11 protein-coding genes are annotated in these 15,423 nt (G+C 37.9%); 1 reads left to right on the top strand and 10 read right to left on the bottom strand.

Going from position 1 to position 15,423, the window contains the following annotated elements:
- From RI845_RS00055 to RI845_RS00040, 4 genes are all read right to left on the bottom strand, one after another.
- Nucleotides 1–1,452: a TrkH family potassium uptake protein gene (locus tag RI845_RS00055; RefSeq protein ID WP_348387714.1), complete on the bottom strand. Its 1,452-nt coding sequence runs from the start codon at nucleotides 1,450–1,452 to the stop codon at nucleotides 1–3.
- A 130-nt stretch (nucleotides 1,453–1,582) separates the two neighbouring features.
- Nucleotides 1,583–2,206 carry a YigZ family protein gene (locus tag RI845_RS00050; protein WP_348387713.1) on the bottom strand — a complete coding sequence of 208 codons (624 nt, stop codon included), beginning with the start codon at nucleotides 2,204–2,206 and terminating at the stop codon, nucleotides 1,583–1,585.
- 3 nt (nucleotides 2,207–2,209) lie between these two features.
- Nucleotides 2,210–3,529: a Xaa-Pro dipeptidase gene (pepQ, locus tag RI845_RS00045; RefSeq protein WP_348387712.1), complete on the bottom strand. Its 1,320-nt coding sequence runs from the start codon at nucleotides 3,527–3,529 to the stop codon at nucleotides 2,210–2,212.
- 81 nt (nucleotides 3,530–3,610) lie between these two features.
- Nucleotides 3,611–5,485 carry a transglycosylase SLT domain-containing protein gene (locus tag RI845_RS00040; RefSeq protein WP_348387711.1) on the bottom strand — a complete coding sequence of 625 codons (1,875 nt, stop codon included), beginning with the start codon at nucleotides 5,483–5,485 and terminating at the stop codon, nucleotides 3,611–3,613.
- Nucleotides 5,486–5,624: 139 nt separating this feature from the next.
- Here RI845_RS00040 and tusA point away from each other — a divergent pair, with 139 nt between their 5' ends.
- A complete protein-coding gene (tusA, locus tag RI845_RS00035) occupies nucleotides 5,625–5,867 on the top strand; it encodes a sulfurtransferase TusA (RefSeq protein ID WP_348387710.1) in 243 nt (80 codons plus the stop codon).
- A gap of 235 nt (nucleotides 5,868–6,102) precedes the next feature.
- Here tusA and glyS read toward each other — a convergent pair whose 3' ends face one another.
- The 6 genes from glyS to dnaA all read right to left on the bottom strand — a co-directional run bounded on the left by glyS (nucleotide 6,103) and on the right by dnaA (nucleotide 15,423).
- Complete coding sequence (gene glyS / locus RI845_RS00030) at nucleotides 6,103–8,169, bottom strand: glycine--tRNA ligase subunit beta (protein WP_348387709.1); 2,067 nt, start codon at nucleotides 8,167–8,169, stop codon at nucleotides 6,103–6,105.
- On the bottom strand, nucleotides 8,169–9,086 hold the full coding sequence (gene glyQ, locus RI845_RS00025) for a glycine--tRNA ligase subunit alpha (RefSeq protein WP_348387708.1): 918 nt from the start codon (nucleotides 9,084–9,086) through the stop codon (nucleotides 8,169–8,171). The genes glyS and glyQ overlap by 1 nt, the downstream gene beginning before the upstream one ends.
- A gap of 296 nt (nucleotides 9,087–9,382) precedes the next feature.
- Nucleotides 9,383–11,821: a DNA topoisomerase (ATP-hydrolyzing) subunit B gene (gene gyrB, locus RI845_RS00020; protein WP_348387707.1), complete on the bottom strand. Its 2,439-nt coding sequence runs from the start codon at nucleotides 11,819–11,821 to the stop codon at nucleotides 9,383–9,385.
- Nucleotide 11,822: 1 nt separating this feature from the next.
- On the bottom strand, nucleotides 11,823–12,914 hold the full coding sequence (gene recF / locus RI845_RS00015; RefSeq protein WP_348387706.1) for a DNA replication/repair protein RecF: 1,092 nt from the start codon (nucleotides 12,912–12,914) through the stop codon (nucleotides 11,823–11,825).
- Between the two features lie 17 nt (nucleotides 12,915–12,931).
- The gene (gene dnaN / locus RI845_RS00010) at nucleotides 12,932–14,035 is read right to left on the bottom strand and encodes a DNA polymerase III subunit beta (protein ID WP_348387705.1); all 1,104 of its coding nucleotides are present in this window, start codon (nucleotides 14,033–14,035) and stop codon (nucleotides 12,932–12,934) included.
- Between the two features lie 14 nt (nucleotides 14,036–14,049).
- On the bottom strand, nucleotides 14,050–15,423 hold the full coding sequence (gene dnaA, locus RI845_RS00005) for a chromosomal replication initiator protein DnaA (protein ID WP_348387704.1): 1,374 nt from the start codon (nucleotides 15,421–15,423) through the stop codon (nucleotides 14,050–14,052).

Genomic DNA, 15,423 nt, shown 5'->3' with positions numbered 1-15,423 from the left:
CTAATTTCTCCAAAACGCTGGCATGAATAGCACTAACAAGGTAAATATTTCCAGTCGTCCAAACAACATCGCAATAATTAATACCCATTTACTAAAGTCATTTATGCTGGAATAGTTTGCAGCAACTTCGCCTAGCCCTGGACCAAGGTTATTTAAACAAGCAGCGACTGCTGTAAATGCACTGATCTCATCAATTCCTGATGCCATTAACAGCACCATACAGATAATAAATATTGCTGCATAAGCGGAGAAGAACCCCCAGATTGCATCAACAACTTTGTCAGGTAACGCCTTGTTACCAAGCTTAATAGTTATTATTGCTTTTGGATGAATTAAGCGACTGAGTTCTCGAATACCTTGTAGGTATAACAACACAACTCGCATCACTTTCATACCACCACCGGTACTGCCTGCACAGCCCCCGATAAAACTGGCGAAGATAAGAAGTATTGGCAGCATTGCCGGCCATAGAGAAAAGTCAGTTGTAGCAAAACCTGCGGTAGTGCTTATTGAAACGGCTTGGAAAATAGCATCGTCAAAGGCTTGCTCATAATTACTTTCAACCCCATAAATAAGTAGGGCAAAAAAGCAAATAAGTGTCAGTACTATTTGAATAGAGATAAAGGTTTTAAATTCAGGATCAAACAAATACGTTCTAAAGCTTTTACTAGCCCACGCGGTATAGTGCAAAGCAAAATTAACGCCAGCAATTACCAAGAAGAATACACAAATCATATTTATCAGTGTGCTATCAAAATACCCCATCGACGCATCATGAGTTGAAAACCCACCAATGGCTATCGTTGAAAACGAATGCGATATGGCGTCAAAACCTGACATTCCGGCAAGCCAATAACACAGCGCACATGCAATCGTTAATGATAAGTATATATACCAAAGATGTTTGGCCGTATCCGCTATCCGCGGGGTCATTTTAGAATCTTTTACTGGACCAGGAGTTTCAGCACGATACAACTGCATTCCACCAACACCCAGCATTGGTAAGACTGCAACAGCTAATACGATGATACCCATACCACCTAACCATTGCAGTTGTTGGCGATACCATAAAACCGCATGAGGTAAGCCATCAATCTGAGTTAATATCGTAGCACCTGTTGTGGTTAAACCCGAGAATGATTCAAAAAAGGCATCGGTAATCGATAAATTAGGTGTTTCGGTAAGCATTAATGGTACGGAAGAGAAACTGGCCAAAACGGTCCAGAACAGAACCACGATAAGAAACCCTTCTCGGGCTCTTAAATCACCTTTTTGGTCTCGATTTGGATACCATGCAAAAAAACCAGCACTTAAACAAAGTAAAAATGCGGTCATAAAAGCAACACCACCACCGTCTCGATAAATAAGAGAAACTAAGCCAGGTGGTAACATGGTGGAACTTAAGATCATTACCAACATGCCCAGAATTCGGGTTATATTACGATACTGCATTGTTTATTTTAATTATTTTATTTTTTACAGAGTATTATGCCAAGAATATAGCATAACCTGCTTGTTAGCCAACTTATATGTATTTTTATCAAAACAAAGGTAGGTAAAAGTTAAGTTCAGATAGATAGGTTTAATTTTTTTTAGTAGGAACAACTCTACCAGACGTTAATTCAGTAATTCTTTGGCAAAACTTAGCTATGTTAGGAATAGGCAATTCAACCTCAAGATTAACATCTATTGCATAGTATTGGTTAATCACTACACCATCGAATCCTAATAATGTATGTTCGATATCCTTAACCTGTTGATAATCGCAAGTAATAAATACTTGCTCGGTTGGTATCTTCAATGTTGTAGGTAATTCTAACAATGCTTGTCTTACGCTGTTTCCGTAAGCTCTTTGTAAACCACCAGTGCCAAGTTTTACACCACCAAAGTATCGAGTAACCACGGCACACACTTCACCTATATTGCTGCCTTGTAAAACAGCAAGCATTGGTCGGCCTGCTGTGCCGCTCGGCTCACCATCATCACTAAAACCATAATTTTGGCTATCTTCCGGTCTCGCCGAAACAAAGGCATAACAATGATGAGAAGCATCAGGATATTGTTGTCTGATCTGTTCAATAAAACTTTTTACTTGAGCATTATCACTACAGTGTTTTAAAGAACAGATAAAACGACTACGGTTAACAATTGTTTCAAACTCTAAATTGTTAACCGGGATCAGATATGGACTGGTATTTACTGACATACACTAAGCAAGCTTAAAGTCTCGTGTCATATTTTCAACGTGATCATCATGCACGATGATATTATCTTCAATTCTTATACCGCCATACTTACGCAAACGGTCAACTTTGTCCCAATTAATGTACTTTGCATTTTCAGAAGTTGATAGGTTTTGCAAAAACTCATCAATAAAATAAAGCCCTGGCTCAATAGTAAACACTTGCTTACTTTCGATACCTCTTGTAGTACGTAAGAACGGGTATTCTTTCGGCGCTGCGACATGTGTGCCAGACTCATCGGCCATGAAACCACCCATGTCATGTACCTGTAAACCTAAATGGTGACCAAGACCATGAGGATAAAATGCAGAGGTAATGCCATTAGCGACCATAGCTTCAGGCTCTAAATTAACAAGTTCAAAGCGTTTTAACAGTGCCGCTAATTTATAATGATTACTAATGTGTAACTCAACATAACTGGTATTCGCTTTTAAGCTTTGGCCAAGCTCTAATTGCATTTCATTCATCGCAATAATTAATTCATGAAATTCATTTTGCACAAAGGCATAAGTACGCGTTATATCAGAGGCATAGCCATTAAAATTTGCACCCGCGTCAATTAAAAATGAATGATGTTGTTTCGGCTTTGTTTGTTCTAATACGGTGTAATGTAATATTGCTGCATTTTCATTAAGTGCAATAATATTGCCATAAGGCATTTCATTTTCACCCTGACCCGTTGCCTGTAGATAAGCTAATTGAATATCAAACTCTGAACCTTTAGCGAAAAACGCTTCTTTTGCCGCATTATGACCAATAACAGCGATACGATTAGCTTCCCGTAAACAAACTAAATCATATTCTGTTTTATAAGCACGATGGTAATGAAAGTAATTCAACACTGCTTCTGGATTAACTAATTCGAAACCCAGCTTATTAGCAACATCCTGATGTGCACCGATGTAGCCGATACCTTGTTTGTTATCAGGTAAAATTGCCGATATTTCTTCCGCACTACTCATTAGTTTGATATCAAAAAATGAAGTCCAATAGTCTTCTTCTAATTTCACCACTTTGTGCCAAAAGTCAGTAGGCTGATAAAACGCTAATACAGGTTTATCTTTGCCATTAACAATGAGCCAACAATTTGGTGTTTCAATGATAGGCAACCAAGCCTTAAAGTGTGGATTAGTTTTGAATGGGTAATACATATCGTCGAGGAAAATCTTTCCTACCTGGCCAGCATGAATAGCTAAGGCATTTAAATTTTCACGTTCAAGGATGGTATTGGTACGCTGTTGTAGCTCGGTAATATGAGCTGGATAGTGTTTGGCTAAATCTTTCATATCAGTATCATAGTGATAAAAATTATGGGCAGATAATAGCATAGGCGAATGCACGCTGGTAGCTATACCAACGTTATCAAGCTATTCAATCTGCATTTCAATTAATTGTATAAATGGCGACTCTCCACTGCCCTGTTTTTGTTGATAAATTTCAGTAAATGCCATAACACTTTTTACATAGTCGCGAGTTTCTTTATATGGAATTGTCTCTATCCAAGCATCTACTGGTAAACTTGGTTCAGCTTTAAGCCAGCGGTATACTTTTTTAGGCCCGGCATTATAGGCAACGGTCGCAAGCACAATATTATTATTAAATTTCTTTTGTAAGTAACTTAAATACCTAATCCCCAGTTCAATATTGGTATCAGGATCAAGTATTTGCCAGCGCCTTAATTTCGATTTGTTTATGTAATTTGCAGTGATTGGCTTAACTTGCATCAAGCCTAAAGCGCCAACCGATGATGTCGCATCACTCATAAAAATACTTTCTTTGCGCGCAATCGCATAAGCCCAAGCTTCATTAACATTATGCCGTTTAGCTGCTTTTGAAAATTCATTTTGAAATGGCATAGGAAACCTAACATCCATATCATTCAATGAACCTATTTGTGACAACGAATAAATTCCACGATCATACCAACCTTGCTGATGTGCCCACTTAGCTGCGACCATCTGCTCGGTCTCGTTCAGCTCAGTCATCCAATAATTCCACTCTCGCCTTGCTTCTGTAAGGCGATTCAAGCGATAGAGTTCCATGGCTCTTTGCCCTGCTTTCATTGTGCTGATATTATCATTAAGATGTCCGGGGATACTTATAGCTTGATGATTTAACACAGATTTATCACCAATTTTTGCTGCCGCCAAAAAGCCGTAATAACTACGCTGCTCAGCTAACTGTTGGTAAATGAGTTGCGCTTTATCAGTTTGTTTTGTCCGCTCAAATGATCTTGCTCGCCAATATAACCACTGTCTATCAGCTTGTTGTTCAACAGTGAGTTGTTCCAATTCTGTAGTTAAGTCATCATAATTTCCATTGCGTAGCAAAGATGCAACTCGCCACTGAATTGCGCCACTATGAATATACTCTCGCTCTAAGTTAGAGAACCACAATTGCGCTTTTGGGTCATTAGAGCGAGCGACGGCGGTAACCAATGACTTTAATATATTTTGCTTTTGATTATTACTGAACCTTCCCTGCATGCTCGCCTTTTCAAAAACAGATAACGCTAATACTTCATCTTTCCAAATTAAGCGTTTAATACCGTCAATAATGATAAATGTCTCTTGAGCATTATTACGTTTAAACTTTTGCAGTTGTGCTACTTGTTTCGGAGAGCGTTTTATTTTTTTCCAAAGTTCTACTAAATACTGTTCCTTTTGCGGCAAGAGTTTAAACAAATATTTTACTAAGCCGTACTTTCTATTTTTTTGAGCTAACATCACACGCTGCCATATCAGTTCATTGGTTCGATAGCCCTTTTTAGTCCAAAGCGAGAACAACCTGTCACATTCTTTTGGTAATGACTCACCGTTTAACCAAAGCTTAGTAACGTGAGGTAAAACACTGTTTTTATCTACCCCAGTTTCTATCTGATATTGATAATAGTTACAGGTAAATTGTTTATTACTGCTTGGCTTATAATATTTTATAAAGCGTTCTTTATACTTGTATCTGATAAGGTGAGATAACCAAGGCTTACGTAAGCTCCAGTCTAGAGGTGTGTTGTTATATAAAGATAGAAAATCTGCTATTTGAGCTTCGTTTTTCATCAAGATATTTTTCTTCAATTGGGCTAATTGAAAATAATCCTGTAAAGCATAACCATCAAACGATTTATATTTATCTTTATATGGCGTGCCATTGATGTTCCACTTAACGGCTTCCGCTTGTAAAAAATCGGCACGAAGACTGTCACGTTCGTTCGCTTTAACAGCAGCGACTGAAAATAAACACAAACATAGTGATATCTTTAATAACCTTGACAGGACCATACGTAACCTTAACGGGGAGAAACAAATAACACTTGTTTATATTAGCCATAAAAACATAAAATAGCCGTACTTATCTGTAATAAATTGAACGAAGAAGTAAAAGATGCAAGACAATATACGGGATGCTGATCACACCCTAGATGCAATAGGACTACGCTGCCCTGAACCAGTAATGATGGTACGAATGAATATTCGTAAAATCGCTGTGGGTGAAACGTTATTAGTTATTGCTGATGATCCATCTACGACTCGTGATATTCCCAGTTTTTGCGAATTCATGGAACATGAATTAATCGCTAAAGAAGTCGCTTCTTCACCCTATCAGTATTTGATCAAGAAGAAATAAGCACCGCTCGCTGTCAAGTAAGGGGGTTCCGTTTTTCAACGGAATGACGGAGTGTTTTTCTAATAATATACTATTATTCATGATGTTAGTTAACTTACACCACGTCATCCCGTGATGTTTTTACACGGGACCTCCTAAATTCAAAACGTGCCTACAAACAATGGCTCTTCGTTTCTCGCCTTCCCATAAAAAAAGACGCTTTATGCGTCTTTTTGGGATTTAAAGTATCTTTCGGTTACTGTAACAATGAAATATCTGCAACGTTAAAGAAACTAGCACGTAATTGACTTAACAGAGTTAATCTGTTGGTTTTAACCGCGTCATCATCTGCCATTACCATTACATTATCAAAAAATTCATCTACAGGTGCACGTAAACTGGCAAGTTTAGTTAGTGCCTGTTGATAATCTTTTGCTGCAAATAATGGTGCAAGTTCAGTATTTAAGTCACTATAAACCTTTGCTAATGCAATTTCTGCAGGTTCTGTTGCCAACTCAGTATTAAACTCGCTGAATAATTCACCATCAAATTTCGCTAAAATATTACCAACACGTTTATTCGCTGCAGCTAGTGCCTGAGCTTCATCTAAGGTACGGAAGAAGCTAACCGCTTTAACACGTTGGTCAAAGTCTAGTGGCGCTGTAGGCTTGTTAGCGAGTACAGCTTGAATCACATCTACGCTTATGCCCTGCTCTTGATAATAAGCACGGAAACGACCCATAATGAAATCGATAACGTCTTCTGCGGTGTTAGCGTTAGATAATTTATCACCATACGATGTGATACTTACAGACAATAAGTCGGTAATGTCTAAACTAAGCTGCTTTTCGATAATAATACGGATTAAACCAATTGCTGCGCGACGTAAAGCAAATGGGTCTTTGTCGCCCTTAGGAGCTTGGTTGATACCAAAAATACCTACTAATGTATCAACTTTATCTGCGATAGCAACGCTCGCACCGATAACGCCTTCTGGTAATTTATCCCTAGCAAAACGTGGACGATATTGATCTTCTAATGCTTGTGCAACAGCTTCAACTTCTCCGTCGTTTTGAGCGTAGTATTTCCCCATGGTGCCTTGCACTTGTGGGAACTCAAGAACCATATCACTCATTAAGTCAGTTTTACTTAATAAGCCAGCTCTATAAGCATCATCAGCATTTTCATTTGACGACAAAGCAATGTGTTTACTTAAATTAGCTATACGTTCAGATTTCGCTTTTAATGTTCCAAGTTGTTTTTGAAACAATACATTTTCCAGGCTTGCCAGACGGCTTTCTAAACTTTGTTTTTTATCTGTTTTAAAGAAAAATTCGGCATCAGCCAAACGCGGACGAATTACCTTCTCATTTCCCTTTATTACCTCTTCAGGTTGTTTAGAGTCGATGTTAGTAACAAAGATAAATTTAGCTAACAGCTCACCATCTGCATCAATTGCAGGGAAGTATTTTTGGTGATCTTTCATCGAATAAATTAGAGGCTCAGCTGGTACTTGTAAGAAGTCTTCATCAAAACTTCCCACTAATACTGACGGCCATTCATTGATAGATGTTACTTCATCAACTAATTCATCATCAAGCAACGCAGTAGCATTTAATGCACTTGCTGCTGCATTTACTTCGCTAACTATTTTATTACGACGCGTTTCGTAGTCAGCAATTACGTATGCTTTTTCAAGCGTTGCTTCATATTCATTAGCGTGTTGTAGATCAATATTGCCTTCAAAATGAAAACGGTGACCTTGTAATTGACGATCAGACTGAATACCTAATACTTCTCCCGCTATCACCTCGTTTCCAAACATCATAGTTAACGTATGTACAGGGCGGATAAACTGGATTCTGCTACTGCCCCATCGCATTGGCTTAGGGATCGGTAATTTAGTAACTGCGGTTTTTACAATCGCTTCTATTAAGTCATTTACTGACTGACCTTTTTGAGTGGCTTTATGAAGTAACCATTCGCCTTTATCTGTCACTAATCGCTCAGCTTGTTCAACCGTAATACCGTTTGAACGTGCCCAACCTTGAGCTGCTTTTGTAGCATTACCATCAGCATCGAATGCGACATTAACTGCAGGGCCACGTTTTTCCAACACTTTATCAGCTTGTTGTTGTTCTAGTTCATTTACCATCACAGCTAATCTACGCGGCGTAGCAAACCATTTTGCTTCACTGTAGCTTAGCGACGCAGATGACAATTGTTCTGTAATTGAATCGAAGAATGCTGTAGCCAATTTTTTTAATGCTTTTGGCGGTAATTCTTCGGTACCTAATTCTATTAGAAGAGTATCAGTATTCATTATTTACTCTCCTGATCTTGTTGACGACACATTGGAAAACCTAATTCTTCTCGAGATGCGTAGTAAGCTTCAGCACAAGCTTTTGCTAAAGTACGGACTCTTAATATATAACGTTGTCTTTCAGTAACTGAAATAGCATGGCGTGCATCTAATAAGTTAAACGCATGGGATGCTTTCATCACTTGTTCATAAGCAGGAAGTGCCAAACCTAATTCAATTAACTTAGCGCTTTCTGCTTCGCATACGTCAAACTGGTTAAATAACGCATCAACATTAGCATGCTCAAAATTATAAGCCGATTGCTCAACTTCATTTTGGTGGAATACATCACGGTAATAAACCTTACCCAATGGACCGTCAGCCCAAACCAAGTCATAAATGCTATCTACGTTTTGAATGTACATAGCTAAGCGTTCTAAACCGTAAGTTATTTCACCTGTAACAGGAGCACACTCTAAGCCGCCTACTTGTTGAAAGTAAGTAAATTGAGTAATCTCCATACCATTCAACCAAATCTCCCAACCTAATCCCCAGGCACCTAACGTTGGTGATTCCCAGTTATCTTCAACAAAACGAACATCATGAACTAATGTATCAATGCCGATTTCTTTTAAGGAGTTCAGGTATAACTCTTGGATATTTTTAGGCGATGGTTTAAGCACTACTTGAAATTGGTAGTAATGTTGTAAACGGTTTGGGTTTTCACCATAGCGTCCGTCTGTAGGACGACGACAAGGCTGTACATAAGCACTGCTCATTGGCTCTGGACCAATTGAGCGCAAGAATGTCATTGGGTGGAATGTACCAGCACCAACTTCTAAGTCTAATGGCTGAACAATTACACAACCCTGCTCTGACCAATACTGTTGTAATTTAAGTATTAGTCCCTGAAATGTTTTGATATCAAATGTACTCATGAATACCGTATTTACTGTTAGGCGAAAAAATTGCGCTAATTATAGCGGTTGTTTACTTAATCGACTAGTGATAAATAACAGAAACTAGAGTCTAGAAACGAGAATCTAAGAGCAGAGCGGATTTTACCTAAACGAATTTATCCAACAAAGTTAAATATTTACTTTTTATATACAATTACTTTTAAGCCAGAGTTGTCGGCTCGTTTCTCGTTTCTCGTTTCTAAAGTATGTTATTCCTAAATAACAAAAAACCAGCTCGAAGGCTGGTTTTTAATTGGTAACGTTATTTACTAGAACTATACATCTAAGTTTTCTACGTTAAGTGCATTATCATCGATAAACTTACGACGTGGCTCTACGTGATCACCCATTAATGTTGTAAACAACTGATCAGCACCAACGGCATCTTCAATCGTCACTTGTAACATACGACGAGTTTCAGGGTCCATGGTTGTTTCCCAAAGCTGCTCTGGATTCATTTCACCCAATCCTTTGTAGCGTTGAATGTATTGACCACGTTCTGCTTCTTTCATTAACCAGGCACGAGCTTCAACAAACGATTTAACCGGCTTAACTTTCTCGCCACGTTTCACATAAGCCCCTTCTTCCATTAAGCCATTAATTGCTTCATTAAGCGACATAATAGCTTTAAATTCAGAAGAATGAATAAGTTCATAACTAAAGTTGTGAACGTTATCTATGCCGTGCATACGAATAGTTACAGACGGGTAGTAAATATTACGTTCGCTATCGTGTTCTACGCTTGCTGAATATAAAGAACCTTTGTCACCTTTCTCATCTAACAGTCCTACGAAGACCTTCGTCCACTCTTCAACTTTAGCTTTGTCAGAGAAATCGCCGTTACTAATAACTGGCGCATACACTAATTGATCCAATAACGTTTCTGGTATCTGGCGAGATACACGTTTGATGATTTTCATAGTTTCACGATATTGGTTAAACAAGCCTTCTAATGCAAGACCTGCTAACCCTGGTGCTTCTTCATTTACATGTATAGATGAGTTATCTAGTGCTAGTGTAGTGAAGTACTCTTCCTTTTGCTCATCGTCTTTTAAATATCTTTCTTGCTTACCTTTCTTCACTTTATAAAGTGGTGGTTGAGCAATGTAGATGTAACCACGCTCAATTACTTCCGGCATTTGACGATAGAAGAATGTTAACAATAATGTTCGAATATGAGATCCATCGACATCGGCATCGGTCATGATAACGATTGAATGATAACGCATTTTTTCTGGGTCATATTCATCACGACCAATACCACAACCTAGTGCGGTAATCAGTGTGCCAACTTCTTGTGAAGAAATCATTTTATCAAAACGTGCTTTTTCAACGTTAAGGATTTTACCTTTAAGCGGAAGAATTGCTTGGTTTTTACGATTACGCCCCTGCTTGGCTGATCCGCCAGCAGAGTCCCCTTCCACAATATATAGTTCAGAAAGTGCAGGGTCTTTTTCCTGACAATCTGCCAATTTACCAGGTAAACCCGCTATATCTAATACACCTTTACGACGAGTCATCTCACGAGCTTTACGAGCCGCTTCACGAGCGCGAGCTGCATCAATAATTTTCATGATAATGGTTTTAGCTATGCTAGGATTTTCTAATAAGTATTCACCTAATTTCTCACCCATAGCTTGTTCAACTGCAGTTTTAACTTCAGAAGAAACCAACTTGTCTTTGGTTTGTGAAGAGAATTTTGGATCAGGTACTTTTACTGAGATAACCGCAGTTAAACCTTCACGAGCATCGTCACCGCTCGCGCTAGTTTCACCACCGCCTTTAGCTTTTTTGTTCAAGCCTTCTTTAGTCATGTAACTATTCAGAGTACGAGTTAATGCTGTTCTAAAACCACTTAAATGGGTACCACCATCACGCTGTGGAATATTGTTTGTAAAACAATGAATATTTTCTTGGAAACCATCATTCCATTGCATCGCAATTTCAACAACAATGCCATCGTCACGAGTTAAGTCAAAATAGAATATTTGGTCATTTACTGGAGTTTTATTGGTATTTAAGTAATCAACAAATGCTTGAATACCACCTTCATAAAAGAAGTGATCTTCACGGCCATCACGCTCATCTTTAAGTCTAATTGATACGCCTGAGTTTAAGAATGATAACTCACGAATACGTTTTGCTAAGATGTCGTAATGAAAAACTGTATCTGAAAATGTCTCTTCACTAGGCCAGAAGCGTACTTGAGTTCCTGTTCTTTCGGTGGTACCAATTTCCGCTAATGGATCATTTGGAACCCCCATACTATAAGTTTGCTCATGCACTTTACCAGCTCTACGAATGGTTAATTCTAATTTAGAACTTAACGCATTTACCACTGAAATACCTACACCGTGTAAACCGCCAGATACTTTATAACCAGAATCTTCACCACCAAACTTACCACCGGCATGAAGTACTGTCATAATTACTTCAGCAGCAGAAACACCCTCTTCAGGATGAATATCAGTTGGAATACCACGTCCATCATCTTTTACAGATACCGAGTTATCACCATGGATTGTCACTGTGATGTCGCTACAATGACCAGCTAATGCTTCATCGATAGAGTTATCAAGAACCTCAAAAACCATATGGTGTAAACCTGTACCATCATCGGTATCACCAATATACATCCCAGGTCTTTTACGTACTGCATCTAAGCCTTTTAAAACTTTGATACTGGACGAGTCGTATTCATTTTCTACAGTCATTTTAATCGCCTTGCGTTATTTCTGATATCACGCCATGTTCCACGTGAAACATTTTATAATTTTGTTTTTTTGGAATTATTGGTTCCAATGCATTTGTGTCTATCGCCGTTATAAACAATTGACAGTTTAATTGTTCAATTGCCTGAGCTAGAACAGTTCGAGAACTTACATCTAACTCAGCACCAATATCATCAATTAGAATTATTGGTACTATGCTTTGGCTGTTATAAATTAAATTAGCCTGCGCTATTGTCAAAGCCATCAAAAATAGTTTTTGTTGACCCCGAGATAAAACCTGTTCAATGTTTGTTTTCTTGTAATTAAATTTAACATCAAACTTATGAGCACCGAACAAGCTATGCCCATATTTTCTTTCACGCTCTGAATTCTCATTCAGAACTTCAATTAATTTACGCTTACTACTCCACCCTTGCGAGTAATGTAATACTATATTTTCGGACAGAGTAGGCAATAAAATCCTAAGCCACTTATTAAGCTCTGTAGAAAGTTGTTCTACATATCCTACCCTTATATCAGCAATTTGATGTGAGTATTGGCAAAATGACTCGTTCCAATAATCGAATTGCTGGCCTGTAATTCTGTTTTTTAAACAGGCATTACGTTGCAAAAGTACTTTTCTAAAGTTGCGCCATAGATCAGCATATTGATGTTCCACGTGAAACAATCCTAAATCTACAAATTTTCTTCGCTCTTTAGGACCTCCAAAAAACAATCTGAATGTTTCTGGGGTTATCACCTGCACTGCAATATTTTTAGCTAAATCAGATAATCTAAATTTAGAGTCACCATTAATTTTGATGTCGAATTGGCCGCTCTTATCACGACGAACTCCGAGTTGATGATTATTATCATCTTTTACACTGACAACAAAATGGTCACTCTCAGTATTAATCAAGTTTTCTACTTTACTTGTCCGAAACGATTTACCGTGGCCCAGAAAAAATAAACTTTCTAATAAACTACTTTTACCGCTGCCGTTATCGCCGGTGATTAAGTTTAAATTTTGATGAAACTTAACACTACAATAACTTAAATTTCTAAATGTACTTGTTGTTAAACTGCTAATACTCATTAACGAATATATCAGCGTTACAGACGCATTGGCATAATCACATAAAGTGCTTCACCAGATTCTTCTCCTTCAAGCACAACACTTGAGTTTGCGTCTGAAAGAGTAAACTTTACCCCATCTTCTTTGATCGCATTAAGCACGTCTAGAATATAACTAACATTAAAACCAATCTCTAAACTTTCAAAAGGAAAATCTATTTCTAAATATTCTTCTGCTTGCTCTTGTTCAGGGTTGTTAGCTGTAATTTTTAATTCATTAGGTGCAAAGTTTAAACGAACACCTTTGAATTTTTCATTCGATAAAATTGAAGCTCGTGATAAAACTTGCTTTAACTTTTCTTTATTCGTAGTCAGTACTTTGTCACCATTTCTCGGTAACACGCGACGGTAATCTGGAAATCTGCCATCTACAAGTTTACTGGTGAAAGAAAAATCATTATCAATAATCCTGATGTGATTAGGACCTAAATAAATCTGTACATCTTCATCAATAGGATCAAGCAATCGAATAATTTCTAAAATGCCCTTTCGCGGTACAATAACCTGGCGATTAGGCAACGCTAAACTGTCGTTAACAATCTTACAAATGGCAAGACGATGTCCATCAGTAGCAACTGAACGGATTTCATTATTTTCGGTTTCGATCGACATACCATTTAAATAATAACGGACATCTTGGTTCGCCATTGAAAAGTGTGTACTTTCGATTAATCGTAACAGTTGAGATTTTTGCAGGCTGAATTCTACATCACCTTGCCATTGTTCAATATTAGGGAAATCATTTGCTGGTAATGTTGCTAAAGAATATCTACTACGACCAGAGATAATACTTATTGTTTCTCCAGCAAGTTCAAATTGTATTGAAGCATCATCTGGTAAGCTTTTACATATATCCAACAACTTTCGCGCTGGAACTGTAACTTTTCCATCAGAGCCTTCATTGGTGATTTCTGTAGATGAAACCATCTCAAGCTCTAAATCAGTAGCTATCATAGTAAGTGATTGCCCACTTACTTCTAGCAATATATTACCTAAAATAGGCAAGGTGCTTTTGCGCTCAACTGCACCAGAAACCAATAAAAGTGGTTTTAAAAGTAAATCCCTAGATAATGAAAATTTCATTCTTTAATTTCCTGTTACGATGATAGTGTTCTTATTAGATTTGAATAATCTTCTTTTATATCATGTGTTTCTTCGCGTAAAGATTTAACTTTACGACATGCATGCAGTACCGTAGTGTGATCACGGCCACCAAATGCATCACCAATCTCAGGTAAACTGTGATTAGTTAACTCTTTTGCCAATGCCATAGCTATTTGTCTTGGTCTTGCTACTGACCTATTACGGCGTTTTGATAAAATATCAGCAACTTTTATTTTGTAATATTCAGCTACAGTTCGTTGAATATTGTCGATAGTAACAAGCTTATCTTGTAACGCTAAAAGATCACGAAGTGCTTCACGTACAAAATCGATAGTAATTGGACGACCAGTAAAGTTGGCGTTAGCGATAACTCGGTTAAGAGCCCCTTCTAATTCACGTACATTTGAACGTAAACGTTTCGCAATAAAGAAGGCAACTTCATCAGCAAGATTAATATTACTTTCTTGCGCTTTACGTTTTAATATTGCCACTCTGGTTTCAAGTTCTGGTGGTTCAATAGCTAAGGTTAACCCCCAACCAAATCGTGATTTTAATCTGTCTTCAACACCTGTAATTTCTTTTGGGTATCTATCGCTGGTGAGGATAATTTGTTGATTACCTTCTAACAAAGCGTTAAAGGTATGGAAAAATTCTTCTTGAGTACGTTCTTTATTGGCAAAAAATTGAATATCATCAATTAATAACGCGTCAACGCTACGATAGTATTGCTTAAACTTTTCAATTTCGTTGTTTTGCAGCGCCTTAACCATATCTTGAACAAAACGCTCAGAATGCATATAGGCAATTTTTGCTTTAGGATTATTTAATAAAATACCATTACCAACGGCATGCAATAAATGGGTTTTACCTAGGCCGGTACCGCCATAAATAAATAGTGGGTTATATGCTTGGCCTGGATTATCAGCAACTTGCGAAGCTGCTGCACGAGCTAATTGGTTAGATTTACCTTCAACAAAGTTATCAAACGTATATTTATCTCTTACGTTTGTGGTTTTCGGGATATTAGGTACTACCTCATTAGAGGCTGTTGCTTGTGCATAATTTTTATTATGACTCGCTGCAAAGTTATTGGCTACCTCGGCAGCAACACTTTGAGAATTTACGGGCTTGCTACCAACGTCAAATCTTAATTCCGGTGGGTTTGATTCTTCAATGGCTACCAGCTGAGTGATTCTGGCCATGTATTTTTCTCGAACCCAATCGAGAACGAAGCGATTTGGGGCATATAAAGTCATGCTGTTGCTGTCAACAACACATTGTAGTGGTCTTATCCACATACTAAATTGCTGGGCAGGTAGTTCTTCTTCAAGAACTGATAAGCAACTTTGCCAGAGTGAATGTTCCAC

The organism is Thalassotalea nanhaiensis (assembly GCF_031583575.1).
In the GTDB taxonomy this organism is placed as follows: Bacteria; Pseudomonadota; Gammaproteobacteria; order Enterobacterales; family Alteromonadaceae; genus Thalassotalea_A; species Thalassotalea_A nanhaiensis.
Note: the sequence above shows the minus strand (reverse complement) of the source record. Positions and strands in the feature narration are given on the sequence as shown.

Coding starts and splice junctions, on each gene's coding strand:
- RI845_RS00055 (WP_348387714.1), bottom strand. CDS start 1,452: ATGCAGTATCGTAATATAACCCGAATTCTGGGCATGTTGGTAATGATC.
- RI845_RS00050 (WP_348387713.1), bottom strand. CDS start 2,206: ATGTCAGTAAATACCAGTCCATATCTGATCCCGGTTAACAATTTAGAG.
- pepQ (WP_348387712.1), bottom strand. CDS start 3,529: ATGAAAGATTTAGCCAAACACTATCCAGCTCATATTACCGAGCTACAA.
- tusA (WP_348387710.1), top strand. CDS start 5,625: ATGCAAGACAATATACGGGATGCTGATCACACCCTAGATGCAATAGGA.
- glyS (WP_348387709.1), bottom strand. CDS start 8,169: ATGAATACTGATACTCTTCTAATAGAATTAGGTACCGAAGAATTACCG.
- glyQ (WP_348387708.1), bottom strand. CDS start 9,086: ATGAGTACATTTGATATCAAAACATTTCAGGGACTAATACTTAAATTA.
- gyrB (WP_348387707.1), bottom strand. CDS start 11,821: ATGACTGTAGAAAATGAATACGACTCGTCCAGTATCAAAGTTTTAAAA.
- recF (WP_348387706.1), bottom strand. CDS start 12,914: ATGAGTATTAGCAGTTTAACAACAAGTACATTTAGAAATTTAAGTTAT.
- dnaN (WP_348387705.1), bottom strand. CDS start 14,035: ATGAAATTTTCATTATCTAGGGATTTACTTTTAAAACCACTTTTATTG.